The 24418-nt window shown below is 71.8% G+C and carries 26 protein-coding genes and 1 pseudogene; 8 read left to right on the top strand and 19 right to left on the bottom strand.

Translation table 11 applies throughout. The features are described from left to right. Window positions 1–79: 79 nt before the first annotated feature. From ACFZBU_RS11895 to ACFZBU_RS11850, 10 genes are all read right to left on the bottom strand, one after another. Complete coding sequence (locus ACFZBU_RS11895) at window positions 80–793, bottom strand: hypothetical protein (protein WP_391583363.1); 714 nt, start codon at window positions 791–793, stop codon at window positions 80–82. A gap of 192 nt (window positions 794–985) precedes the next feature. Next, complete coding sequence (locus ACFZBU_RS11890) at window positions 986–1378, bottom strand: ATP-binding protein (RefSeq protein WP_391583362.1); 393 nt, start codon at window positions 1376–1378, stop codon at window positions 986–988. Between the two features lie 296 nt (window positions 1379–1674). Continuing rightward, window positions 1675–2064 (bottom strand): PRC-barrel domain-containing protein, encoded by a 390-nt coding sequence (locus ACFZBU_RS11885; RefSeq protein ID WP_391583361.1) that lies wholly within the window; start codon window positions 2062–2064, stop codon window positions 1675–1677. Window positions 2065–2528: 464 nt separating this feature from the next. Further along, complete coding sequence (locus ACFZBU_RS11880; RefSeq protein WP_391583360.1) at window positions 2529–3275, bottom strand: HAD family hydrolase; 747 nt, start codon at window positions 3273–3275, stop codon at window positions 2529–2531. A gap of 345 nt (window positions 3276–3620) precedes the next feature. Further along, a complete protein-coding gene (locus ACFZBU_RS11875; RefSeq protein WP_391583359.1) occupies window positions 3621–4208 on the bottom strand; it encodes a cysteine hydrolase family protein in 588 nt (195 codons plus the stop codon). Between the two features lie 149 nt (window positions 4209–4357). Next, window positions 4358–5383 (bottom strand): iron-containing redox enzyme family protein, encoded by a 1026-nt coding sequence (locus tag ACFZBU_RS11870; RefSeq protein WP_391583358.1) that lies wholly within the window; start codon window positions 5381–5383, stop codon window positions 4358–4360. Beyond that, window positions 5380–5568 carry a CDGSH iron-sulfur domain-containing protein gene (locus ACFZBU_RS11865; protein ID WP_391583736.1) on the bottom strand — a complete coding sequence of 63 codons (189 nt, stop codon included), beginning with the start codon at window positions 5566–5568 and terminating at the stop codon, window positions 5380–5382. Before ACFZBU_RS11865 ends, ACFZBU_RS11870 begins: the two co-directional genes overlap by 4 nt. 61 nt (window positions 5569–5629) lie before the next feature. Next, the gene (locus tag ACFZBU_RS11860; RefSeq protein WP_391583357.1) at window positions 5630–6313 is read right to left on the bottom strand and encodes a HemK2/MTQ2 family protein methyltransferase; all 684 of its coding nucleotides are present in this window, start codon (window positions 6311–6313) and stop codon (window positions 5630–5632) included. 386 nt (window positions 6314–6699) lie between these two features. After that, window positions 6700–7131 carry a DUF2267 domain-containing protein gene (locus tag ACFZBU_RS11855; RefSeq protein ID WP_391583356.1) on the bottom strand — a complete coding sequence of 144 codons (432 nt, stop codon included), beginning with the start codon at window positions 7129–7131 and terminating at the stop codon, window positions 6700–6702. A 281-nt stretch (window positions 7132–7412) separates the two neighbouring features. Next, entirely contained in the window at window positions 7413–7844 is a 432-nt protein-coding gene (locus tag ACFZBU_RS11850; protein ID WP_391583355.1) for an Hsp20/alpha crystallin family protein, read from the bottom strand. A 141-nt stretch (window positions 7845–7985) separates the two neighbouring features. Between ACFZBU_RS11850 and ACFZBU_RS11845 the strand changes: the two genes are divergently transcribed. Together ACFZBU_RS11845 and ACFZBU_RS11840 are read left to right on the top strand one after the other, a co-directional pair. After that, the gene (locus tag ACFZBU_RS11845; RefSeq protein ID WP_391583354.1) at window positions 7986–8645 is read left to right on the top strand and encodes a type III effector protein; all 660 of its coding nucleotides are present in this window, start codon (window positions 7986–7988) and stop codon (window positions 8643–8645) included. 261 nt (window positions 8646–8906) lie between these two features. Beyond that, on the top strand, window positions 8907–9779 hold the full coding sequence (locus ACFZBU_RS11840) for an SDR family oxidoreductase (protein ID WP_391583353.1): 873 nt from the start codon (window positions 8907–8909) through the stop codon (window positions 9777–9779). Between the two features lie 54 nt (window positions 9780–9833). Here the strand turns inward: ACFZBU_RS11840 and ACFZBU_RS11835 are convergent, their stop codons facing one another. Then, window positions 9834–10508 (bottom strand): ScbR family autoregulator-binding transcription factor, encoded by a 675-nt coding sequence (locus ACFZBU_RS11835; protein ID WP_391583352.1) that lies wholly within the window; start codon window positions 10506–10508, stop codon window positions 9834–9836. A 192-nt stretch (window positions 10509–10700) separates the two neighbouring features. Here ACFZBU_RS11835 and ACFZBU_RS11830 point away from each other — a divergent pair, with 192 nt between their 5' ends. The 4 genes from ACFZBU_RS11830 (at window position 10701) to ACFZBU_RS11815 (ending at window position 14045) form a co-directional block, all read left to right on the top strand. Further along, window positions 10701–11624 (top strand): ScbA/BarX family gamma-butyrolactone biosynthesis protein, encoded by a 924-nt coding sequence (locus ACFZBU_RS11830; protein ID WP_391583351.1) that lies wholly within the window; start codon window positions 10701–10703, stop codon window positions 11622–11624. Between the two features lie 72 nt (window positions 11625–11696). Then, on the top strand, window positions 11697–12422 hold the full coding sequence (locus tag ACFZBU_RS11825) for a TetR/AcrR family transcriptional regulator (protein WP_391583350.1): 726 nt from the start codon (window positions 11697–11699) through the stop codon (window positions 12420–12422). A 326-nt stretch (window positions 12423–12748) separates the two neighbouring features. Continuing rightward, a complete protein-coding gene (locus tag ACFZBU_RS11820; RefSeq protein WP_391583349.1) occupies window positions 12749–13066 on the top strand; it encodes a hypothetical protein in 318 nt (105 codons plus the stop codon). Window positions 13067–13121: 55 nt separating this feature from the next. Continuing rightward, window positions 13122–14045, top strand: a complete 924-nt coding sequence (locus ACFZBU_RS11815; protein WP_391583348.1) for a TauD/TfdA dioxygenase family protein — start codon at window positions 13122–13124, stop codon at window positions 14043–14045. 172 nt (window positions 14046–14217) lie between these two features. Here ACFZBU_RS11815 and ACFZBU_RS11810 read toward each other — a convergent pair whose 3' ends face one another. The 3 genes from ACFZBU_RS11810 to ACFZBU_RS11800 all read right to left on the bottom strand — a co-directional run bounded on the left by ACFZBU_RS11810 (window position 14218) and on the right by ACFZBU_RS11800 (window position 17009). Next, a complete protein-coding gene (locus ACFZBU_RS11810) occupies window positions 14218–15492 on the bottom strand; it encodes a peptide ligase PGM1-related protein (RefSeq protein WP_391583347.1) in 1275 nt (424 codons plus the stop codon). Window positions 15493–15549: 57 nt separating this feature from the next. After that, a complete protein-coding gene (locus ACFZBU_RS11805) occupies window positions 15550–16113 on the bottom strand; it encodes a DJ-1/PfpI/YhbO family deglycase/protease (RefSeq protein WP_391583346.1) in 564 nt (187 codons plus the stop codon). Window positions 16114–16205: 92 nt separating this feature from the next. After that, window positions 16206–17009: a hypothetical protein gene (locus tag ACFZBU_RS11800; protein ID WP_391583735.1), complete on the bottom strand. Its 804-nt coding sequence runs from the start codon at window positions 17007–17009 to the stop codon at window positions 16206–16208. Between the two features lie 444 nt (window positions 17010–17453). On the opposite strand from ACFZBU_RS11800, the gene ACFZBU_RS11795 reads away from it, so the two are divergent. After that, window positions 17454–19709: a catalase gene (locus ACFZBU_RS11795; protein WP_391583345.1), complete on the top strand. Its 2256-nt coding sequence runs from the start codon at window positions 17454–17456 to the stop codon at window positions 19707–19709. A 193-nt stretch (window positions 19710–19902) separates the two neighbouring features. Here the strand turns inward: ACFZBU_RS11795 and ACFZBU_RS11790 are convergent, their stop codons facing one another. After that, window positions 19903–20226 carry a plasmid stabilization protein gene (locus ACFZBU_RS11790; RefSeq protein WP_391583344.1) on the bottom strand — a complete coding sequence of 108 codons (324 nt, stop codon included), beginning with the start codon at window positions 20224–20226 and terminating at the stop codon, window positions 19903–19905. A 203-nt stretch (window positions 20227–20429) separates the two neighbouring features. Between ACFZBU_RS11790 and ACFZBU_RS11785 the strand changes: the two genes are divergently transcribed. Then, window positions 20430–20600: a hydrophobic protein gene (locus ACFZBU_RS11785; RefSeq protein ID WP_391583343.1), complete on the top strand. Its 171-nt coding sequence runs from the start codon at window positions 20430–20432 to the stop codon at window positions 20598–20600. Window positions 20601–20695: 95 nt separating this feature from the next. Here the strand turns inward: ACFZBU_RS11785 and ACFZBU_RS11780 are convergent, their stop codons facing one another. From ACFZBU_RS11780 to ACFZBU_RS11765, 4 genes and pseudogenes are all read right to left on the bottom strand, one after another. Further along, window positions 20696–21256 carry a hemerythrin domain-containing protein gene (locus ACFZBU_RS11780; RefSeq protein ID WP_391583342.1) on the bottom strand — a complete coding sequence of 187 codons (561 nt, stop codon included), beginning with the start codon at window positions 21254–21256 and terminating at the stop codon, window positions 20696–20698. 157 nt (window positions 21257–21413) lie between these two features. After that, window positions 21414–21656, bottom strand: a pseudogene (locus ACFZBU_RS11775) (PP2C family protein-serine/threonine phosphatase); the annotation flags it as partial. Between the two features lie 347 nt (window positions 21657–22003). Further along, the gene (locus ACFZBU_RS11770; RefSeq protein WP_391583734.1) at window positions 22004–23185 is read right to left on the bottom strand and encodes a zinc-dependent alcohol dehydrogenase; all 1182 of its coding nucleotides are present in this window, start codon (window positions 23183–23185) and stop codon (window positions 22004–22006) included. A 333-nt stretch (window positions 23186–23518) separates the two neighbouring features. After that, a complete protein-coding gene (locus ACFZBU_RS11765) occupies window positions 23519–24376 on the bottom strand; it encodes a Rieske 2Fe-2S domain-containing protein (protein WP_391583341.1) in 858 nt (285 codons plus the stop codon). Window positions 24377–24418 lie beyond the last annotated feature (42 nt).

Genomic DNA, 24418 nt, shown 5'->3' with positions numbered 1-24418 from the left:
GGAACGGATACTTCCGGAGGAATTTCCGCGAACCGGTACCTGCGTCTTGCGCGCCCCCCGGCGGCGGACTCCGGCATCCTCACTCGGCGGCACGTTCACGGCTGCCTTCCCGGCGGAGCCGGTCGCAGGCCCGGCGCACCTCGGCGGTGCGGCGACCCACGGCGCCGACCCGCTCGGCCAGCGCCGGATGACCGGGCTGCAAATGGCCGCCGGCCTCGGCCAGCGGCACCAGGAGGTCCGCGGCATCGTCCCGATCCAGGGCCCGGTGCAGCGCGGCCAGGTCGGGTTCGGAGCCGGCCGGCAGGTCCGTCAGGGCGCCGATCTGCCCGGCCAGTTCCCGCAGGCTCGCCGCGTTGGTCCGGGCCCAGCCGGCCACCGCACGGTCACCGGCCCGCCTGTCCCGCTCGGCGGCCACCCGCTGGTCCCCGGTGGCCGGCAAGCCGTCCGGGGCGGGCCGAAGTCGCAGATAGCGGCGTTCGGCCGCCTGGCGGCTCGCCACCCCCAACGCCGGCGCCAGATCGGCCCAGCTGGTACCCAACTCCCGGGCGGCCTCGATCAGATCGGGTTCCCAACCGGCCAGCTCCGAGCGCAGCTCGCGCAGCAGCGTGAGCGCGACCAGCACCTGGTTCGCGCTCACCGCGCTGCCGGGCGCATCGGGTGCGCACTTCGGCGCGTGCACCGCGCGCATCGCGTCCCGGATCCATCCCAGGACCACGCCGGTATCCAGGGCGGCCGGGGCATCATCGCGCGCCGCGCCGGGCGTCGGCCCCGGGCCGCGCTCCTTGTGCCCCATCGGAAGTCATCCCCTCGGCGACGCCGTGCCGTGTCGTCGTTACGACGACACAATATGGCGGAGGGCCCGGACACGTCCAGGCGGCCTCCGTCGATGCGTCGACGGAGGCCCGCGGTTCGCGTGACCTCGCCCCGGGGAGCGGGCGGGGTCGCAGCCGCCGTCCCGCCCGGTCGCGCCGCGGGGCGCACGGGTTCAGCGTCGGATGTGGGCGCGGACGTGTTTGCCGGTGGCGTACTGTTCGACGGTCCAGCCCGTGCTGAGCATGTCGAGCAGGCGCAATCCGTAGCCGCCGTCCGCGTTCGCGGGACGTTGGAGAACGAGGAGATCACGGGCGCGATCAGTCACCCCGATCTCGATTCCGTCGGGGGCGGGGGCCAGCGTCAACTCCGCTTCGCCGCAGGTGTGCCGGAGAGCGTTGCCCACCAGTTCCGAGACGACTTGCACGACGTCGTCCGTGCGCTCCGGGGGCCAGCCCCAGGCGTCGAGCGTGTCGCGGACGGCGGCGCGGACCTGCCCCAGGATGCCGGGGGCATTCGACAGGGTCCACATCCGGGGTGCGGACGGGTTGTGGGGCGAGGTGGGCATGTCCGAACTCCAGCCGATCCTGATGGATGACGGTGAGGGCTGCGGCGCCGATCATCGGGGGACCCTCGGGAACGCGGCGCGGTCGGATCCGGACCGCGGCTGCTGCCCCGACCGTGCCCGGGGTCCGGGGGCGGACCGCCGCGCCGGCCCCCCGGCTGTGGGGCCGCGGCCCCGCTACGGGGGGGGCCGGCCCCGCACCCCACCCCACCAGCCAGCGCGATCATGCGCGCGGAGCGCAAGGCGATGCCGCCTTGTCGGTTCGTGGCTCGGGCATCGGCGCCGCAACCGCCGGTCGGTTACAGCGTGCCGGCAGGGCCCGCGCCCGGGGCGCCCGGCGCCGTGTTGCCGTAGTAGTCGCCGATACGAGTGCGATGCTCGTGGTCGTCGAGGTGCTTGTCCTTGTCGAACTCGGGCGAGTTCTTGATCTCTTCCTTGGTGCGCGAGACGTGCACGACCTTGTTCTCGGTATCGATGCGCGAGATCGTGCCCGCGGGCAGCAGGACGTGCTTGCCGAAGATCCACACGCCCGTGTCCACCACGAGATAGGACGCGTCGACGTCGTCGTTGTGCTTGTCGACCTTGCCGATGTGGCCGTCGGTGGCGTCGACCTTGTAGCCGACCAGGCTCGTGCCGGCGGTGTGGCCGGACTCGGGTCGGTGACCCCAAACGTTGGCGCCGGTGCTCACAGGAACTCTCCTCGATTGTCGACGAAGCCCGCAGCGGGCAACGGATCGCCCGTCATCCGGGTTTCGTCGGTTCCAATGGTTCGACCCACGCCTGCCCCGCCGACTCTGCCGCACACCCGGCATTGTGAATCGGTGCGACGGGAAGGGCGATCGGCCCGCGCCCGGTCGTACGAGTCCGACGCGCGGCGCGGGTGGTCCGGTGGGCGTGCGTCATCGGCGCGCGATGCTCGTGTCGAGGGCGCGGCGACGGCACGACATTCGCCCCGCACAACGCGGTACGGCCCGGCGCGACTCCGGGGAAGACCCCGAAGTCGCGCCGGGCTGCACCACGAACTTCCTCGATTGCATGGTGACTTCGCGTGGGTATGCGAAGCCCCCGGGTCGCTGCCGTCGCGACGGTGTCACCGGGCGAGTCGGCACCCCCGTCGCACGATCACGGCGCGATCACCGCGATCAGCGCACGGTCACCGCGCCACGGCCGCTGCCGTTGCCCGAACCGCCCGGCCGGCCGCCGGCACGTACGAATCCGGCAGGCTCTCGCGGGTCTTGGCCCAGTGCAGGAGGTCGGCGTCGGCCAGCGTGCTCACCCACAGGTCGGCGAGAGCCAGTTCCTCGTCGCGCGGGTCGGGGCCCACCCCCAGGACGCGCAGGCCCGCGCGCGTCGCGGAGAGCATGCCGCAGTACGAGTCCTCCACCGCCAGGGTCACGGCGGGGGTGGCGCCACAGGCTCGGGTGGCCGCGAGGTAGACGTCCGGGTCGGGCTTGGGGCGCAGGTCCACGTCCGGGACCACGACGTCGGCGAAGTGGTGGAGCAGTCCGGCGTGCGCCAGTCCCGACTCCACCACGTCGCGGGGACAGTTGCTCGCCACGGCAAGGGGCGCGAAGTGCGAGGCCAGGCCCACGAAGTCGACCGCACCGGGGATCGTCACGGGATCGGCTGCGACCAACCGGCGGAACTCGTCGAGGAGTTGCCCGGTCACCCGGTCGGCATGGCGGGCCGCAAGGCCGGCCACTTCGGTCATGACCCGTCCGCATTCGGTGAAATGCAAACCTTTGGTGCGTTCGCCGAAGTCGCTCGGGGCCGTGATGCCATATCCACGGAGAACCCGTTCACGCGCCTCCACCCAGTGGCATTCGCTGTCCATCAAGGTCCCGTCGCAATCGAAGACGATGGCCGCCGGGGTCCAGGAGAGAAGGGAGTTGCCTGTCATCGATGAGCCGTCCGATCGAGAGGAGCGGGCCCTGAGGGTGCCCGCGCGAAGTCCCGAGGCGGCGGTGCGGGCACGTCCCCCGAAGGGGGCGTCCGCGAACGACGCCGGCCCGAAACATAACGATCATTACGTTAGGTTGAATACGTTATGTAATCAATCAGCCACGCTGCGTCAGCGTGTCGCAATGCAAACGGCTGTCGAGGCACCCGGACGTCGCCCGCGGGTGGACCGCATCCGGCGGGCCTTCACCCGGTGGGCCTTCATCTCGAAGGGCCGGCACCCGGCGGGCCTTCACGGGAGGGACTTCACTCGGCGGACCGTCACCCGGTCGACCAATGCACGCGGTCACCGCCCGGTCGGGTGTTCCCGCGCCGCCGAACCCGACCGCGCGGGCTCGCCGAGGTCGAGTCGGCGCCATGGGCGCACCTCGGCGTGCATGTTGCGGCGCATCATCCGCAGGGCCGCTCGGGCGAGTTCGGCGTCGATGTGGGCGACGGCGTCCTGCGCCACCGCCACCCGGAGATGTCGGATGTGCGCGTCCAGCGCCGAATACAGCACACACTGCTCGGTGACCTGTCCGCACAGCACCACCCGATCCACGCCGCGCTGGGCCAACAGATACTCCAGTGGGGTCTGATAGAAGATCGAGTGGCGGGCCTTGACCACGAACATCGACGTGTCGTCGGGCCGGATCGGCTCGACCAGGTCGGCATGCGGACCGCGCAGCGCGATGTCGAGGATCTCGTCGTGGTGGGAGCGCCACCGGCCGAAGTTGTCGTTGACGTAGACGAGATCGATCTCGGCCGCACGAGCTCGCGCGATCAACGCGCGGATCGCGGGCAGCGTCTCGCGGACCGATGGGATCAGGGCCTCGGCATCCTCGTGCTCGTAGGCGTTGATCATGTCGATCACGATCAGGGCGGTCTTCGTCATCGCTGCACCTCTTTCGGCCTGCGACGAGTGTTCGGCCTATGCCGAGTGTGCGATCGGCGACGACCCGGCCTGCGGCGATCCTGCACGGCGGCACCCGTACCGTCCCGGCCCGGTTTCGGCCGGCCCGGCCGCACGACGAGCGGTCGGGCTCAGGTCGAGGACGCGTCGAGCGGCATGCGCAGGGCGCTGCGTCCGGCTCGCCACGCGGTCAGGAGGTGGTCGCCGAGGCGGCCCTCCAGGAACTCGGTGGCGGCGATGCCGAAGACGACATCGGCTTCCAGGTCCGGTTCGTCGGCGAGCAGGCCGCCGATCACCTCGCGGCGCACGACCTGCTCGTGGACGGCGTCGGCTTCGACGTGCTCGGCGTAGAAGCGCTCGGCCGCGGGTCCGGCACCGGTCCGGCGCATTGCCTGGGCCAATCGGCGGGAGCCGGGGGAGGAGGTCACCTCCACGCACGCGAAGTGCCCGACCAGCGCGCCGCGCAGCGCGCGGTGCAAGCCGAGCAGGGACATCAGGTTCACGGTCGGCAACACCTTGGCGGGCGCCGCGTCCAGGTACCGCCCGTACGACGGATCCAGGTCGAGGTCGACCAGCAGATCCGCGAACAGTTGGGCGTGGACGTCCTCGGCGCGGCCCGCACCGAATTCGTCGAACTCGATGGCCACCATCGCCGCCTTGGCCCGACCGCGCAGGCGGGGGATGACCCAGGCGTGCGGATCGGCCTCCTTGAGGTGATACAGCGAGCGCAGCGCGGCGTATTCGCGCAGCTGCCACAGTTCTCCCCGGGTACTGAGGAACCGGCTGACGCTGGTGCCGTCGTCCCCCGTCGGCTCGACCAGGAGCGCGGCCAGCACGTCGTCCACACGTCGGTCGTCGTGGACGTGCGTACGCAGTGCGGTGTGGAAGCGTTCTTCGAGGGCGGCACGCAGTCTCAGCAGCTCCGGGTCCCATTCGCGATCGTCGGCCACCCCGGCGAAGCCTCGATAGTGCAACTCGTACAGCGTGTACAGGGCCAGATGCAGGTCCTCGCCGAAGGGATGGGCGTGGGCGACCTCGTCGAGCCCGGGGAGGGGGCCTCGGCCGGTGTGCAAAGCGGCGATCACGCCCGCGGACAGTGCGCCGCGCGGTCGCGGCAGCGCCGGGGCGGCGTGGGAGGCATGCGTCGACACGGTCACGGGCGGCTCCCTTCGTCGTCGGTCGTTTCCGTCCTCGGTTCGCCCGACGACGGACCCGCGCACGCCGATGCGGTGCGCGGGCGGTGGCTGGTGTCGCACCACGGGTAGGTGCGGCTGCGCCGGCAGGTGCAGATGGCGACGACGAAGCGTCGCGACGTGACGACCTCTCCGTTCGGAAGGGCCACCTCCACGGGGCCTTCGATCAGGAGGGGGCCGTCGCGGTCGGCGGTGATCCGGCGCGGGCGGTCAGCGTTTTTCGGCACGGACGACCACCAATTCCTCGTGACTGTCGTGCGGGCCCACCAGGCCGGTGCGGCGCAGCCAGTCCAGCCGCTCGCGCAGGACCGGGCCGAACGGGATGCTCGTGCGGTCGGCGATCGTGGCGCGCAGGCCGGACCGTTCCAGTGCGTCCAGAGTGGCCTCGGCGTCGCACAGGCCGGAGTGCACCATCAGCAGGACGCCGTCCGGCCGCAGTACGTCGGGGACCGCCGCGCAGAGCCGGTCCACCACCGCCCGGCCGCGAAGTCCGGCGTCCCACGCCCGGGCGGCGCCGAACTGCGGAACGCCGGGCCGGGGCGCGGGCACGTACGGCGGATTGCACACGACCAGGTCGAAGGAGTGACCGGTGACGGCCGACAGCAGGTCGCCGCGTCGCACGGTGATCCGCCGGCGGGCGAGCAGCGCGTTGGCGCGGGTGGTCAGGACGGCGCGTCTGGTGCTGTCGACGGCGGTCACCCGGGCCCCCAGCCGGGCCGCGTACACGGCCAGGGCCCCACTGCCGGTGCACATGTCCAGGACTCGGGTGCCCGGGCCTATGCCCTCCCGGCGGATCGCCTCGGCAAGGAGGAAGCTGTCCGACTGGGGGACGTACACGCCCGGGGCGGTGAGGATCCGGCCGAGGGGGGAAACCGTGACACCGATTGTTGACATGGGGGCCTCCGGCAGTGCGATGGCATCGGCGATCACCGATTCCATCGTGACGAGCATTGGGTCGCGGCGCCGTGACTACGGCCTGCCGCCGGGTGGGCGCTCCCTCGGACGGGGAGCATCAGGCACGGTCGTCGGTCGCCGTCCGCTCGGTTCGGCGGAGTCGGCGTTCGGCGCGGGCAAAGATCGCTTGCCCGGCCCTGCCGTGTTCATGCACACCACCCGGACGGAGGTGGCCTCGGGGACGTCCGGGCACGGCTGTGGCCGGTGTCGCCCCGACGGGTTCCCGGGACTCGTCTCCCGGGTGGGCGGGGGCGACCCCGGGCACGCCGACGAGGACCCGGCGGTTGGCTCCGGGTCCTCGTCGGCGCTGTGTGGTGGCGGCGTGCTCAGGCCGCCGGAGCGAGTTCGGCGCGGCCGAACAGCAGGGCCCAGCCGGCGGGCAGCCGGGTCAGGATGCGGGTGACGAGGTCGGGTCCGGCGAGCGCGGCGACGACGGTCAGCACGGAGCCGGTGTCCCAGCGGGCGATGCCGGGGGTGGTGCCGGTGCGGGCGGCGATGTCCTTGACGAAGCCCAGTCCGGTCGAGGGCTCCGGGTCCAGGGTGTGCGAGGTGAGCCGGAGCGCGGCTTCCAGGGGCAGCCGGGCGGCGAGCTCCAGACGCTCCCGGCCGGTGAGTTGCCGACCCAGCCCGGAGAGCACGACGCGGATCGCGTCCTCGGCCTCCTCCCGGGTGCGGTAGGCCCCTTCGAGACGGACCTTGTCCACCAGGTCGGCATAGGTGCTCAACGCCACGGAGGAGGTTTCGCTGCGGGGGTGCATGGCTGCGGATCGCCTTTCCGGTCTCGGGTTCGCCGGCTGGATGGGTGACGGGTGGTGTCGGGGTGTCGATCGGAAGGGGGAGGACACGGCTCCGACGGCGTCGGTCCCGGAGGGTGGGGGATCGTGCCGCCAGGGCGAGCCGTGCCCGCTCCGGACCGCCCCGTGCCGCCCGTACCGGGTGTGCGGGCGGCGGGAGTTTCGGCGGTGCACGGGCGGGGCGGGAGGCGCGGTTTCCCGGCGCGTCCGCCCCGCCCGGTGCAGGGGACGGTGGTCGCCCCGCTTCAGGCGGTGATCACCTTGCGGTCGGAACCGGTGCCGATGGAGATCTTGCGAGGCTTGGCCCGCTCCGCGATGGGGATCCGCAGCGTGAGCACACCGGCTTCGTAGTCGGCGTCGATGCGCTCGGTGTCGAGGGTGTCGGCCAGCACGATCTGGCGGGAGAAGACGCCCACGGGACGCTCTGACAGCTCCATCTGGACCTCGTCCGCCTTGGCGACCGGCTCGCGGCGAGCCTTGACGGTGAGCATGTTGCGCTCGACGTCGATGTCGATCGCCTCGGGGGTGACACCCGGCAGGTCGAACGCGACCACATACACCTCGCCGTCGCGGTAGGCGTCCATCGGCATCGCGGTCGGCCGCGAGGGGTTGCCGGGCACGAGGAGCTGCTGCGCGAGCCGGTCGAGCTCGCGGAAGGGGTCGGTACGCATCAACATCGCGAAAACACCTCCGAAAGATTCGGTCGGTAGCGCCCGGTCGGGCTGCCTGAAACCGTTGTAGCATGTCATCGGATGGATGACAAACACGGAGGTCGTCGAAAGGATGACGATCCGAGAGACGAGCCGAGAGGAGTTCCGATGACCGCGAACGATCGATCCGGCAGACCGGCCGGCCACCCCACCGGGCCCGCCTCCTTCCTCGCCGCCGCCGCGGCCCTGGAAGCCATCGACCAGGCCGTCCGCACGGCACAGAACGGCGACGGCGAGCCCGCGAGAGCGGACCAGGGCCCCGAACAGGCCCTGGCCTCGCTGCTGCTGCTGCGCGAGATCCGCGAACGCCTGGCCGGCTGGGAGAGCGGGCTGATCGAGACCGCCCGCGATGCCGGGGCCAGTTGGGCGGATCTGGCCCAACCCCTGGGCGTGGCCAGCCGCCAGGCCGCGGAGCGCCGCTATCTCCGGCTGCGCCCGGGCCCGGCCGGATCCACCGGCGAGGAACGCGTCACGGCCACCCGCGAACGCCGCGCCGCCGACCGCGCCGCCACCGCCCGGGCCCGTGACAACGCCGCCGACCTGCGGCGCCTGGCGGGTCAGATCACCGCGCTCACCGATTTGCCGGTGGGCTCCCGCGCTCCCGTGGGCAGATTGGACCAGGCGCTGGGCGGCGACGACCCGGCCGCGCTCATCGACCCGCTCACCGCGACCCGCCCGCACCTGACCGCCCGACATCCGGATCTGGTCGCGCGCATCGACGCCCTGGTGGACCCACCCGCGGTCGGCCGCCCCGCCGATACGCCCTGACGGCCCATCCACGCGTACGACGGACCGCTCACCCGTGGCACCCGCGGCGCGCAGCCGGGCATCGTGCGCACGGTCCCGGCCGGCCGGGGCGACCGCTGGTCGGCCCCGCGAGCACAGGACCGAAACCGGGCGGCATGGCCGCGAGGTTCCCGGGTACCCGACGACGGTCCCCGGTCCACGCCCGGGCCCGGGGCCGAGACGCGCTCGGCGCCCGGGCGTGGATGGACGGGAAGGGACGCCCGGACGAGAGAAAGGCCGCCGATGAACTCGCCCTCGGAGCAACACCCCGCTCCGCCGCAGCAGCAGGCGCACCCCGGCACCACCGGCGACCTGGACCCGGCCCCCCGCGACGAGATGCGCGACTACACCGGCAGCGGACTGTTGACCGGGCGCCGCGCGCTGATCACCGGCGGCGACTCGGGGATCGGTCGGGCCGTGGCGGTCGCCTTCGCCAAGGAGGGCGCCGACGTGGCGATCGGGTACCTGTCCGACCAGGAGGACGAGGACGCCGCCCACACGGCCCGACTCGTCGAGGAGGCCGGCCGCACCTGCACCACCTATCGCAGCGACCTCTCGGTCGAGGCGAACTGCCGCGACCTGGTGGAGCGCACCGCGACCGATCTCGGTGGCCTGGACATCCTGGTCAACAACTGCGGCACCCAAAAGCCCGTGGACGACCTGGCCGAACTGGACAGCGAACAGTGGGAGTACACCTTCAGGGTCAACATCCACAGCTACTTCTGGACCACCAAGGCGGCGCTGGCCCACCTGCCCTCGGACGGCGTGGTGATCAACACGTCCTCGATCAACGGACTGCGCGGCAACAAGACGCTGATCGACTACTCGGCGACCAAGGGCGCGATCCTGGCCCTGACCTACTCCCTGGCCCAGTCCTTCCGCGAACGCGGCATCAGGGTCAACTGCGTCGCGCCCGGGCCGGTGTGGACCCCGCTGATTCCCGCGACCTTCCCGGAGGACAAGGTCGCCTCCTTCGGGCAGCAGACCCCGATGGGCCGTGCCGCACACCCGGACGAGATCGCGCCCTCCTACGTGTTCTTCGCGTCGAACCGGCTCTCCGGCTACTACACGGGAGAGGTCCTGGCACCCATCGGCGGGGAGACCCTCCCGGGCTGACCGCGGCGGAGCGGCCCCGCCCGGGGCGCCGGCCCCGCCGCTTGCGAACCCGGGCTATTCGGCGTCCACCCGCACCCTCGGGCCGGCTTGGTCGGCGCAGCCCGTGGCGCCCGCCACGGCCCGGGCCAGGGTGTCCTCGGCGCGGCGCGGATCGGCCAGCAGCGCCGGCAGGAGCAGATGCCACAGGTCGGTCAGGTCGTCCTCGATGTCGGCGCGGCCGGAGAGCGCGTCGGAGACGGTGTGCATGCCGAAGAAGGCGTGGATGATCGAGCGGGCAGCCGCCGGCGGATCGACCCGGTCCGCGAGGTCGCCCTCCTCCCGGGCGCGTTCCAACAGTGCGCGGGCGGTGGCGATCCAGCCCACGAAGGGAGTCGGCAGCCTCGCGTCGATGGCGTAGCGCTCTCCCCACAACCGTGCTCCGCCGCGGACCACGGGGTCGTCGCGATAGGCCCGGGCCACCGCGAAGCTCAGCCGTACCAGGGCCTGCAACGCGGGCCCCTCCGCCGGGCCTTGCCGTTCGATCAGCTCCGGCCAGGTGGCGAAGTGGGCCTCGACGACCGCGCGGGCCAGGGCATCCTTGTTGGAGAAATGGAAATAGATGGCACCGCTGGTGAGCCCCGACGCGTTGCCGATGTCGCTGATGCTAGTCCCGGCGAAACCTTGCTCGTGGAACAGGCGTGCCGCCGTCTCCAGAAGGGATTGGCGAGTCGTCCCTGCCCGTGCCTGCACGTGCCACCTCCAGCTCGGATGTCTGCGTGGATACCGGTGTTGCCCAGGTGCTTCGCGGCGGGTGTCGGCGCATGGCCGACGCGACACGACGGCACGCCGATCGCCGGACCTCGCCGGGCCTTCTCCATGCCGCGCAAGGCACGGCGAGAAGACGACGTGCACCTTCCCGGCGACTGGGTTCTGCTTGTATTCATGACAACCTTTGGCGGCGGCGCGGCGTCCTCGGGTCTCTCGGCAAGACCGCTGAGCTGGTCGCGCACCGTGGCGCGAGAGTCGGTGCACCGGACCTCGGTGGCCGAGGTGCTGCTGACCGATGTGGTGCGCCTCGCGGAGGCGACCTTCCTGACCGCGGCCCAATGGCCCCGCTCGCACCCCACGTTCCCGCCGGCCGGCGACGGTGGACACAGTCGGCTGATGATCGTGGAAACCCTTCGCCAACTGGGGATCTTCATCCCGTCGCAGTTCTTTTCGGTGCCCTTGGAGGCGCACTTTCTGATCAAGGACCTTTTCTACGGTGTCGACATCGCCCTGGAGCCGCGTTTGCAGAGCGGCGCCACCGATATCACCTGTTTGGCGTACGTCGACGACCTGCGCCCCACCCGCGACGGCCGGGGACTGAGGGGATTGCGGCTGCGCATTCGGCTCTCGGTCGGCGTCACGACCTTCGCGCGCGCGGGAGGCAACGCGCGGTTCCTGGACGCACCCACATACGCCGCCCTGCGCGGTGGAATGCTCGGGCCGTCGGGGCCTCGACCGCGCCGCAGACCGACGCCGCAGGCGGTGGACGCGACGCTGCCCCGCGACGTACTGCTCGCACACGGCGCCGGCGGAGCCCTGGAACTGGATCCCGCCGATCATCTGCATCCGTTCTTCTTCGACCACGCCGGCGACCACGTGCCCGGCATGGTGCTCGTCGAGGCCGCCCGACAGGCGGTCGCGGTCGCCAGCGACGGCGAGTTGTTGCGGCCGACGGCCTTTCGACTGCGGACCCCGCACTTCACCGAGTTCGACCCGCCGGCCCGGATCGAGTGCTTCCTGCGCGACGATCGGCAGGCGTCGGTCCGGTTCCGGCAGGGAGCGAGCGCCACGGCCGCGGGAGCACTGCGCTACCGGTGACACCGGGCGGGTCCGGACCCGGGATCCGGCGGACCCTTGAATGATTAACGCATCTGCGTTAACGTCCCCGACATGGAGAATTCGGCGGCCACCCGGCTCTGCCTGATGACGACGGCGGAACGCCTGTTCGCCGAGCGGGGGATCAACGCGGTCTCGGCCCGGGAGATCGCCGTGGCGGCCGGGCAGCGCAATACCAATGCGGTGAAGTACCACTTCGGGTCGCCGCAGGGACTGGTCGACGCGATCTTCGAGTACCGCATGGGGCCGATCAACGCGCGCCGCATCGAACTGATCGCACTGTTCGACCGGCAGGGGCGGGCGCAGGACCCGTACGCCCTCGCCGAGGCGTTCGTGCTGCCCCTCGCCGAACTGCTGGACCGACTGCGCGACAGCCCCTCGGGGGGCAGTTGGTACCTGCGCTTTTGTGTACAGGCCGCCTACACCGTGCACCCCGACGTCGTCACGTTCGCACCGGACGACCTCGGGCAGAGCCCATGGACCACGGGGTTGAAGGAACTCAACGCCCGCGCCCTGAAACTGCCGGGCGGCACCTTCCCGGGCTGGGTCGCCCTCCGCCGCTGGCAACACTTCGCCGGCTTCGTCACGCGCGCACTCGCCGAACGCGAGCTGCGCCAGGGCATCGACCCCCACTTCGCCGCGGACGCCACCGCGCTGTACGTGGCGGACCTGGTGGACGCCGGCGTCGGCCTCCTCACCGCGCCGTGCCGCCCGGAAACCCTGGCCCTCGCCGCATCGGGAACCCCACCGGAGCCGATCCGGAAACCCGGCGCCCCGTAGGGCTGCAAACCGCAGGCCCCGTCCGGGTGATCCCCTGCCGGGACCGGCAGGACATCACCTCCCGTTCCCATACCGCAGTTCCCCCACCTGCCGGAGCAGAACCGCCCACCGGCCACGCCCGCGCGCCCGCCGTCTCCGCCCGGCCGACGCGCCGCCCCGCCCTGCCCGGAGCTCCGCACTGCCGGCGCCGCACCCTGCCCGGAGCCACGCCACGCCGTTTGCACGCCACGCCGTTTGAAGGAGGCCCTCGTGGCCGTCAGCGCATCGCCGACCCCCATCCCGGAACCGCAGAAGAAATTCCGGACGCGTCCGCGGACCCCACCCCGTTGCACAGCCGGTTCCGGCTCGCCGTCGCACTCACCGCGATCGTGCTGACATCCGAGCTCACCCCGATGGAACTGACCCTGGTCTACCCGTCGTTGCGCTGCATGGCCGCGGACTTCCCCACGCCGCACATCGCCTGGGTCCTGACCATCGTCAGTCTCAGCGCGGTGGTGAGCATCCCGCTCACCGGCAAACTCGCCGACACCTACGGCAAACGCCGGGCCCTGCTCGGTCTCGGCACGACGGTCGTCGGCCTGGTGGCCGTGCTCATGCGCCACGGCCGCGCCCCCGCTGCCGGCGGCGCCGCATGCACGACGTGACCGGGCGGACCGCTCCGGCACTTCCGTTTCCCCTCACCCATGGAGGTTTTCCGTCGTGACCACAACTCCCGAGACCACCCGGCCGGTGTTCGACAACGGCCTGTCCGCCGTGCCGGTGCGCGAACTCTGCCCCACCGGCGACTACCGGCCCACCGCGCCGTACGAACTGTTCGCACTGGCGCCGTGCAGCCCCACGATCGGTGCGGAGATCACCGGTGTCGACCTCGCCGGGCCGCTCGGCCCGGAACTGCACGCCGAGCTGCACCGGGCCCTGCTCGAATGGAAGGTCCTGTTCTTCCGCGACCAGGAGCTCACCGCGCCCCGGCACCGCGATCTCGCGCGGCTGTGGGGCACGCCGGAGGTGCACCCCTTCCTGCCCAAGGCGGACGACGTCGTCGAGGTCGTCCGCCTTTCCCGAGGCGCCGACTCGCCCGCCGTCGAGAACGTGTGGCACTCGGACGCGTCGTTCGAGACCACGCCCCCGATGGGCTCGATCCTGCGCGCCGTGCACGTGCCCGCGGTCGGCGGGGACACGCTGTGGTCGGACATGGCAGCGGCCTACGACGGCTTGCCGGAGGCGACCAGGACGCGGATCGACGGGCTCAGCGCCGTCCACGACTTCACCCAGACCTTCGGCAACGCCCTCGGGCCCGAGGAACTGGCCCGGCAGCAGGAGAAATACCCCGCCGTCGCGCACCCCGTCGTGCGCACGCATCCGGAGACCGGCCGCCGACTCCTGTACGTCAACCGCATCTTCACCCACCACATCGAGGGTCTGCCGGACGACGAGAGCCGCGAACTGCTGGCGTTCCTGTACGACCAGGCCCGGCACCCGGAGTACCAGTGCCGGCTGCGCTGGCGTCCCGGCACGGTCGCGTTCTGGGACAACCGGGCCACGCAGCACTACGCGAGCGCGGACTACCACCCGCACAAGCGGATCATGGAACGCGTGACCATCCTCGGCGACCGGCCGTTCTGACCCCGGCCCGGCAGCCTCCGGCGGCGCGATCCCCGGGAACGGAACCTCCGGGCGTCCGGGCGGCGGCTTGGGCCGCGTCACGTACGTGTTCGCCGCGGTCGCGGCGTCGCCCCGATCCGAGGCCGGGCCGGGGCGACGCCGACGCGCCGACGCCCCCCGGGCACCGTCCGCGTCACCCTCCGGCGTCGTCGCCTCCGAAGGAGGCTGTCAACCGGGTCTCCAGCTCGGTGAGCCCGTCGTGGTCGGGCGCCATCGCCACGTAGCGCCAGCCGACACCGTCGACGGGGCGATCCGTATAGATGATCACGCCTTGGCCGGCCTCCGGCCGAAAGTCCAAACGCGTGGCGATCAGCCGTTCCGCCACCGCGTCGAAGGGGCACGGCGGATCGGTGCGGATCGTGCCCGTGGACCAGGCGGAAGCGGGATTGCCGGTGAGGCGGGTGACCAGGACGTGCGGGGTGGTGGTCGCGGTGCGCCGGACGTTGCACTCCAGGGCGTGCAGGGTCCCGTCCGGGGCACAGACGGCATCGAGGCTGAACGGGCCTCGGTAGCCCTCGGCCGCCAGGTGCCGTCCCAGGGCGAGGGTCCAGGTGGCCAGTTCGGCGCGGGCGACGCCCGGGACGTCGTGCAGCGGGGAACGATAGCCGGCGAAGGAGCCGCCGCTCATCCGCATTTCCCCGTCGAAGGGCACCGACACGCCGTCCGGTGCGCAGTGCCCCTGTGCGCTGACGGCGCGGTTGTGGTCCACGTACTGTTCGACGACCCAGCGCTCCCCCGCGGTCGGGGGTGTCGCGGCGGCGCGATCGTCGCGGGTGACGAAGCGGAGCCCGTGGCCGCCGGCGGAGCGGTCGGGTTTGACGACGACCCGCTTCCACGCGGCGAGGAGTTCGTCGGTGGCGCGGGCGAGGTTCGCAGACGTGCACACGACGCCGTCGGGCAGGCGGATGCCGAGTCGGGTCGCGATGGCGCGAAAGCCGGACTTGGTGTTCAGGTCCGCCACGGTGCGCACGACTCGAAGCGAGGGGCCGCCCGCCGGATAGGGTTCGATCCCGATGCCGAGGTCGGCGGCGAGGGCAACGCAGGCTTCGTCCAGTGCGGTCGGCAGCAGGCGGGCGTCCGGGGACTCGCGCAGGAGCGCGCGCAGCGGTTCCAGCAGGCCGTGTGCGGCGACGGCCTCCGCCATCGGTACGCGGGGGATGTCCGGCACGGTGACGACGGTGACGCTGTCCTCGGACATCCCCAGTCGCCCGAAGGCGTAGCGGCGGAAGGACTCGGACAGCGGGAGCGGGACGAGGAGGACGTGACCGGGCCGGGTGAGCCAGATCTTGCGCGGGGCCTGTTCGGACCACCGGCGCGGGACGGACGCCGCACGCAGGTCGACCGTCAGCGGCGACACGAAGTTGGCGAGGATGACGAGCGCCCGGTTGTCCTCGCGTGCGGCGACCATGGTCCACCGTTTCCTCTCCCGTTCTGCGCATGCCGTGCGGCCTGCGGGGGTGGTCCGTCAGGACCGGGTCAGAGTGGCGTCGATCCGGCCGAGGAAGTCCTTCAGGTCGTCGGGGGTGCGCGAGGTGATCAGTACCCAGTCGCCGGTGTCGTCCTGCACCACCGGTTCGTCGAGCCAACGGCCGCCGGCGTTGCGGATGTCCGTCTCCAGGGAGGCGTAGGACGTCAGGGTGCGGTCGCGGACGACGTCTGCCTCGACCAGCGCCCACGGGCCGTGGCAGATGGCGGCCACGGGCCCTCCCGAGGAGGTGAACGAGCGGACGATGCCGATCGCGGTGTCGTTCAGGCGCAGCGAGTCCGCGTTGAGGGTGCCGCCCGGTACGAGCAGGAGGTCGTAGCGGGCCGGATCGGCCTCGGCGAGGGTGAGGGTGGGCTGGACGTTCTCGCCGGGGTCCTTGTCGCCGACGAGTGTTCGGATCGGATCCGCCGATGCCGCCGCGATGTCCACCTCGGCGCCGCGATCACGCAAGTGGCGGACCGGGACAAGCAGTTCGTCCTGCTCCACGCCGTAGTTCGTGACGATCGCCAGGATGCGGCGCCCGGTCAGGTCGATGTCGGTCATGGTGACGAGTCCATTCTCGGTGGGTCTTCGTGTGGGGGTCCGGCCGCGCCGGTCGTGGTTTCCGGGCGGCCGACGTTCGGCCGGCTTCGCCGCTACGCGAGGGGGCCGAGTCGGTTCCGGGCCGGCCGGTCTCTTCGCCCCGCTGCCCTGACGTACTCGCGACAAACCTCGGCGAGCGGCCCGACCGTGCTCGCCGAGCGCCCGTTCGGGTCCGGACGGCCGATGGTCGTGCTCGGAGCAGCGTGGAGGTGGTGTGGTCGTCGTCGGCGTAGGTCAGCTGTGCGCTGATCCGGCGATGGTCGGACACGTGCAGATTGATCCGGTGGCGCTCGCGCAGCCAGTCGGCGGCGGCGTAGCCGGTGCTCCCCGGTGCCCGGATGTCGATGACGATCTGGAGCGGGTCGAGGTCGTGGGCGCGTTGGGGGCCCAGGAACTCGGCATGCTCGACGTGCATGGCGGACCTCGGCAATGGCGGCCAGATCCGCGCAGGTGCAGTACGGGGTCGGGCTCGTCACCAACGCGCCCCGGGCGTCCGGGTGTTCGGCGAAGGCCGCGGCGTACGCCCGGGGCTGTGGGGGAGGGGCCAGGTGGAGTTCGGGGTCCCAGGTCGGCTCCACCCAGATCGGGCGCACGCCGGAGAGGATGAGTCCGGACACCACGGATTTGTGGGCGTCCCGGGAGATCACCGGTTTCTGGTGCGGCCCGGTGACCGAGAGCATCGCGCTTTCGACCGAGAGCGAACTGCCGCATGTGGAGAAGAAGGTGTGCCGGGCGTGTATGGCCTCGGCCATCAGTTCCTGGGCTTGGGCCGGCACGCCCTCCCGGGACTTCCGGTCGTCCAGTCCTGAGGTGGCGAGGAGGTCGGAGCGGAACACGTCCTGCCCCAATATCGCCATGGTGCGGGCGTCGATGCCCCGGCCCTGCTTGTGACCCGGTGGGGTGAACGGTGTGTAGGCCCTCTTGTGGTTAGGCCACGAGCGCATCCAGAACGGGTGTCTCCGACTGATCCATGTCCCTCGGCTGCCCACACATCCTCGAATCCCGACACCCCGATGGCGCATGCGCGCCTTCGGGAAAGTGTCGGGGAACGAAGGCCGGGAATCCGGGTCGGCGGCGCGGCGCGACCCACCCGTGCGATCGATCGGTCGGGGAACCGGGCCGGGCGAGGGCGCCGGCCCGGCCCCGGCGGCACCGGCGTTTCGGTTTGATCCGGCCGGTACGGGTAGCCGTGACTGTCGCGACCGGTTCGGACCCGCCCGAGTCGACGGCGCCCGTCCGCGAGCAGTGCCACCGGTCCGAGCCCACCCACCGCCCGAGAACCTGGTACACGGAGGAAGAGCATGGCCAAGCCCGAGCCCGCGAGCCGCAGGACCGACCCGGCGGGTGTGATCCCCGGCCGCCCCGGCACCGAGAATGTCCCGCTCGACGAGCCCACCGAACCGCGCGAGCCGCTTCCCCCGAAGCCGGACCAGAGCGGTCCCGATCCGGTGAGCCCGACCGGGCAGCCCACCGGCACGGACCAGGCCGCCGTGGCGCAGGGCGGTGCGTACCTGACCACCGCCCAGGGCGTACGACTGCCGGACACCGACCACTCGCTCAAGGCCGGACCGCGTGGACCGGTCCTGCTCCAGGACCACCATCTGCGCGAGAAGATCACCCATTTCGACCACGAGCGCATCCCCGAGCGGGTCGTGCACGCCCGAGGCGCGGCGGCGCACGGCGTCTTCGTCGGCTACGGCAACGCGGGCAGCGTGAGCAAGGCCGCGTTCCTGGGCAAGGACGTCGAGACGCCGGTGTTCGTGCGCTTCTCGACCGTGCTGGGCTCGCGGGGCTCGGCCGACACGGTGCGGGACACGCGGGGGTTCGCCACCAAGTTCTACACCTCCGAGGGCGTCTTCGACCTGGTCGGCAACAACATTCCGGTGTTCTTCATCCAGGACGCGATCAAGTTCCCGGACATCATCCACGCCGGCAAGCCGCATCCCGATCGGGAGATCCCGCAGGCCCAGAGCGCCCACGACACCTTCTGGGACTTCGTCTCGCTGCACACCGAGGCCACCCACCACACCATCTGGAACATGTCGGACCGCGCCATTCCGCGCTCGTTCCGCACGATGGAGGGCTTCGGGATCCACACCTTCCGGCTCGTGGCCGCCGACGGCGGCACCACGCTGGTGAAGTTCCACTGGAAGCCGAAGGCGGGCGTGCACTCGCTGGTGTGGGAGGAGGCCCAGATCATCAGCGGCATGGATCCCGACTTCCACCGTCGCGACCTCGCCGACGCGATCGAGGCCGGGGCGTTCCCACAGTGGGAACTGGGCATCCAGACCTTCCCGGACACCGCCGACCAGACGTTCGAGGGCATCGACCTCCTCGACCCGACCAAGATCGTTCCCGAGGAACTCGCGCCCGTCCAGCCGATCGGCCTGCTCACGCTCAACGCCAACCCGAGCAACTTCTTCGCCGAGACCGAACAGGTCGCCTTCCACCCCGGTCACCTTGTCCCCGGCATCGACATCACCGACGACCCGCTGCTGGCGGGCCGGTTGTTCTCTTACCTCGACACGCAGATCAGCCGACTCGGCGGCCCCAACTTCGCGCAGATCCCGATCAACCGCCCGCACGCCCCGATCAACGACATGCTCCGGGACGGCCTGCACCAGGACGCCGTACATCGCGGAGTGGCGCCGTATCGACCGAACTCGCTCGACGGCGGTTGCCCGTTCACCGCCGGAGCCGACCTCGGCGGCTACGTGGAGGTGCCGGTCCCGCTGCCACCCGCGGCCAAGGTCCGCGAGGCCCCGGCATCGTTCGCCGACCACACGAGCCAGCCCCGACTGTTCTGGCTCAGCCTGACCCCGGTCGAGCGCGAACACGTAATCGCCGCGTACACGTTCGAGCTCGGCAAGTGCCACGAACAGGGGATCAAGGAACGCAACCTGCGGGTGCTGGCCGAGATCGACCCGCTGCTGTGTGCGCGCGTCGCCGAGGGCCTGGGGCTGCCGGCACCCTCGCCCTCGGAGCCGTTGGCCTCGGTGGAACCGAGCCCGGCGCTGTCGCAGATCGGCGGCACGTGGCCGGTCGCCGGCCGTGTGATCGGCATCGTCGCCGACCCGGCCGCCGACCTGGAGGGCGTGCGTGCGGTGCGGCGGGCGGTGTTCGACGCGGGCATGGTGCCGCTGGTCATCGGCCCCACCGGCGGCACCCTCGGGGCGGACGACGACGCACCCATCCCGGTGCAGCGCAGCTTCGCCACCGCGCGCTCGATCGAGTTCGACGCGATCCTGCTGGCCGGTTCCCCGGCCCCGGGCAAGGACGCGTACGGAGCGCGGGACGCCAAGGCGGGCAACGGCGCCCCGCAGTCCGGCACCGACCCGCGGGTCCTGCTCATGCTCGCCGAGGCGTACCGCCACGCCAAGGCCATCGGCGGTTGGGGAGACAGCGAGGAATGCCTGGTGGCAGCCGGTATTCCGACCAATGCCCCGGGAGTGGTCGTGGCCGCGGACGCGTCCGCCGTACTGACCCGGATCACCGAACTCCTGGGCACCCACCGGGTATGGGACCGCTTCCCGACGGCGGGGGCGGACACCATCTGATCCATCGCGTGCGACCCGGCGCGGTCGGCGGGCCGCGCGGCGGCGCCGGTGCACGAAGACGAGCACGACGCCCGCCGAGCGGGTCGGTACCCGACCGCCGCCCCTCAGCCGTGACGCCACGGCTGAGGGGCGGCGTCGGGTCGGGCCGCGCCTCCGGGCGGAACCCGCGGGGGAGGGCGCCTCGGCCGTCGGGTCAGTGGCTCAGCGCCTGCTGGAGCTGCTTCTTGTTCATCGAGGAGCGGCCCTTGATGCCCTGGCGCTTGGCGTCCGCGTAGAGCTGGTCGTAGGTGGGACCCTGCGCGCCGCTGTGCGAGCGCTGCCCGCCGCGTCGGCCGGCCGGCTTGTCCTTGACGGAGGTACGGCTCGCCGTCTTGGACTCACCGGACTGGGCGCGCTCCTTGTTCACCGTGCGGGCCGCGATCTCCTCGGCACGCTTGGTGCTTTCGCCGCGCTTCTTCGCGCTTTCCTTGATGTGCTCGTACTGACGTTCCCGCTTGGGACTCGATCCGCTGGGCATGCCGCTCACCTCGCGTGGGGAAAATCGGACGTCATGCCGCGTACCCGACAGCCGGGAGGACATGCGCGGCCGCACCGGACGGGCCACCGTCGGTCCGGGCGGTCGGCCGGCCCGTCGAAGGCGCGACAAATCGTCAGGAAAAGGTGCGTGACCGTGGCGTGCGGACCCAAGGACGGGGCACAAATTCGGCGGAGGTGAAATCGATGATTCCCCTGCTTCTCGTCCTGCTCCTCGCGCTGATCCTGTTCGGCGCCGGGTTCGCGATCAAGGTCCTGTGGTGGGTGGCCATCGCAGTCCTGGTCATCTGGCTCCTCGGCTTCCTCTTCCGTTCGGCCGGGACCGGCGGAAGGCGCGGCCGCTGGTACCGCTGGTAGATCCGCGCGGCCGCCGCGACCGCCGCGTGACCCGCCGGTTGCCGGGCCGGCGGGTCACGTGCGTCGCGGCGAGCCGCCGAACGGGGACTCCGGGGTCAGTGGCCGCCGCGGCCGGAGAGCAGGTCGCGGGCGCGGTCGACCAGGCCGAGACCCGGGGCCAGGATCCGGCCGGCGGGTGGGGTGTCGGGGGCGGAGGGGTGGGGGCGGGTCGGCGCCGTCTTCTTCGCCGCGCGGACCCGGTCGCCCAACACGTCCAGCACCTCGTTCGTGCAGGCGGCGGCGAGCAGGGGGAACAGCCGACCCTCCTCGTCGCGGACGTGTTCGCCCACGGCGAGCCGTAGGCGGGCGACCAGGTCGTCGAAGCGGCCGTCGTCGGCGGGGCGGCCTTCGAGTTCCTTGAGGAGCTCCTCCACGGCGGCGTGGTCGGCGAGTTCCTTGTCGGCGATCGAGTCCCCGTCCTCGACGTGCTCGCGCACCGCCGGGTACAGGTGCATCTCCTCCGCGACGGAGTGCCGGACCAACTCCATGGTCAACTCGTCGGCCACCTCCCGCCGCCGCGAGTCTCCGACCGGCAGGATCTCGATCCGTGCGAACAGCGCATCGACCTCGCGATGATCGACGGTGAGTTCCTCGATGACGTTCCCGCCGTGCCCCATGAAACCTGCCTCTTCTCGGTACGGCGAGCACCTGAGGCCCGCGCCGTCCCCCTCCGCTACCCGGCGAATCGATGCGCACACATGAGCGGTTGGCGGGCGGGGGCGGCGGAGGACGGCAGGACGGTGGACGTCGTGGCGCTCCTTCGCGGGCGCGCGGTCAGTGCGTGCTCTTCGGATGGCCGTTCCACCGGCAGAACAGGACGGTGGCGTCGTCGTCGAGTCGGCCCCGGTGGTAGGCGAGAACGGTGTGGACCAACCGGCGCAGGGTCTCGGCGACGGGTAGGCCGTCGGCGTGATGGCGGATGACGAAGTCGGTGAATCGCTCGATGCCGAAGCGCTCCCCGTTGCCGTCGCGGGCTTCGGTGATGCCATCGGTGTGGAGCAGGAGCCGATCGTCGGGCCCGCGACCGGTCACCTCGCGCGGCACCTCCTCCTGCAGGGCCGAACAGTGCGGCGTACCCGAGGCCGGCCCGGAACGCGGCGGTGTCCGGCAGGCGGGGCAGGTCCTCGAAGGTCGCGCGACGGCCCGCCTCCAGGAGGTCGGTCAACGCGCCGGCGAGATCGGTACGGGGTGGTGTCATCGCGCGAGAATCCCGGAGAGGGAAGGAGGAGACTCGCGTCGATCCGCCGGCCCACGAACTTCGATGGGAACTCGTGTGCTCCGCAGGAGGCCACGAGAGGCCCACGGCTGTCGCTCCCAGCCTACGCGCGCGGCCCCGCCGCCGGGGCCGCGCCGGTCGGTGGGTCTCAGGGGCGCAGCAGGACCTTGACCGTGCCGTCCTGCTTCTTCTGGAACCGTTCGTACGCCTGCGGCGCCTCGGCGAGCGGGACGCGGTGGGTGGCGAAATCCTCGGTACCCAGCGGGTCGTCGTCCTCCAGCAGCGGCAGGATGTCGTTCACCCACCGGTGCACGTTCGCCTGACCCATGCGCAGTTGGATCTGCTTGTCGAACATGGTCAACAGCGGGAGCGGGTCGGCCATCCCGCCGTAGACGCCGGAGAGCGAGACGGTGCCGCCGCGGCGGACCAGATCGATCGCGGTGTACAGCGCGCTGAGCCGGTCCACGCCCGCCTTGCGCATCATCTTCTCGGCGACCACGTCGGGCAGCAGGCCGGCGATCTGCTGGGCGAGCCTGCCCACCGGCGCGCCGTGTGCCTCCATGCCCACCGCGTCGATCACCGCGTCCGGCCCGCGACCGTCGGTGAGGGTCCGGATCGCCTCGGCGACGTCGTCATGTGCGGTGAGGTCGAACACCTCGACGCCGCGCTGCTGTGCCCGCGCCAGCCGTTCGGGCACCAGGTCGACGCCGAACACGCGGGCGGCGCCCCGATGCAGCGCGATGCGACACGCCATGTCGCCGATGGGGCCCAGGCCGAGCACGGCGACGGTGCCGCCGGGTGGGACGGCCGCGTACTCGACCGCCTGCCATGCGGTCGGCAGCACGTCCGAGAGGTAGACGTACCGATCGTCGGGCGGCCCTTCGGGGACCTTGATCGGGAGTTCGTTGCCGAACGGCACCCGCAGGTATTCGGCCTGTCCGCCCGGGATCTGCCCGTAGAGCCTGGTGTAGCCGAACAGCGCGCCGCCCATGCCCTGTTCGCGCACCCGCGAGGTCTCGCACTGCGAATGCAGTCCCTGCGTGCAGGTGTGGCACACCCCGCACGAGACGTTGAACGGGATCACCACCCGGTCGCCGGGTCGCACGTGGGTGACCTCGGCGCCGACCTCCTCGACGATCCCCATCGGCTCGTGCCCCAGGATGTCGCCCTCGCTCAGGAACGGGCCGAGGATTTCGTACAGGTGCAGATCCGAGCCGCAGATCCCGGAGGAGGTGACCTTGACGATCACATCGTCCGGATCCTTGAGCGTGGGGTCGGGGACCGTGTCCACGCGTACGTCGCGCTTGCCGTGCCAGGTGAGTGCCTTCATCGCGATCATCTCCGGAGTCGAGTACTCGATGGGCCGGCGGCCTCGGGGGACCCGTCGAGTCGCGGGAACCACGACCGCCGGCCGGGCGGGGGTATCCCGTACCGAATCGCCTGACCGGTCGACGCCCGATCAAACACGGGACGCCGGCCGATCGGGACCCGGTTGCGGACGCTCGCCGAACCCGACGTGATCGGGCGCGCGCGGTCGGTGGAGCGGAACCCGGATGCCTCGTCTCGTGGGTATGGCGCGGCGCGGTCGAGCGCCTCCGCCCGACCGGGGGCGTCGTGCGGGACCGGCCCGGACGCCGGGAACGCGTCCGGGCGGTGGCAGCGGCTATCCGGCGCCCGGCAGGCGGACCTGGAGTTCTCCGCCGAGGATCTGGGTCTCGAAGGCCGGTTGCGGGGCGGTCGCCGGGCCGTGCACGACCTCGCCGTCGGTGAGGGAGAACACGCTGCCGTGCCAGGGGCAGGTCACACAGCCGTCGGCGACTTCGCCCTGGGACAGCGGACCGGCCAGGTGCGAGCAGCGATCGGCGAGTACGTGCGCCTGCGAACCGTTTCGGACGACCAGCAGCGCGGTCTCGCCGAGGAGGCGCCGGGCGGGCTTTCCCTCCGGAAGGGCGGACAGCAGGCCGACCGAATGCCAGCGGGAGCCGTCGCCGACCACGTGCGGCACGTGCTCGGCGTGATTGACGCCGGTCGCCTGGCGGTAGGCGAGGTGCCCGCCGAGCAGGCCGCCCGTGCCGGCCGCGGCCAACCCGGCCAGGGCCAGCATCCGGCCGCGCAGTGGTCGGTTGCCCAGCCGGGCCAGCAGCGAGGCCGAGTACAGGCCCACCGCCACCGTGTTGCACGCGGCGTGCACGAGACCCACCCGCTGCTGCTGCTCGTGCGTCTCGGCCCAGTCCACCAGCCCCGCGGCCGCGGCGGGCGCCGCGGCGCCGATGCCCACCGCGATCAACACCGTGGACGCGGGCCCGGTCCGCGGCACGAGGTCGAGCATCGAGGCGGAGAGCCAGGTGCCGATGGGCACCTGCACCAGCACCGGGTGCACCGCGTGCCCCAGCGGCACGCCGTGCAATGTGTCCCGGACCGGGCCCTGCGGCAGCCGGCCCACCAGTGTGCGTAGCCACGCCGCGGGACGGTCCAGGCCCTGGGCCTGCTCCAGGCGGCTTACCGTAGTCGAGATCCTCATGGGAACCCGCTTCCCGAGAACCGCGCCGACATGCCGGCCGGC

The organism is Embleya sp. NPDC008237 (genome assembly GCF_042956465.1).
In the GTDB taxonomy this organism is placed as follows: domain Bacteria; phylum Actinomycetota; class Actinomycetes; order Streptomycetales; family Streptomycetaceae; genus Embleya.
This window is presented reverse-complemented; position numbering and strand designations above follow the sequence as displayed.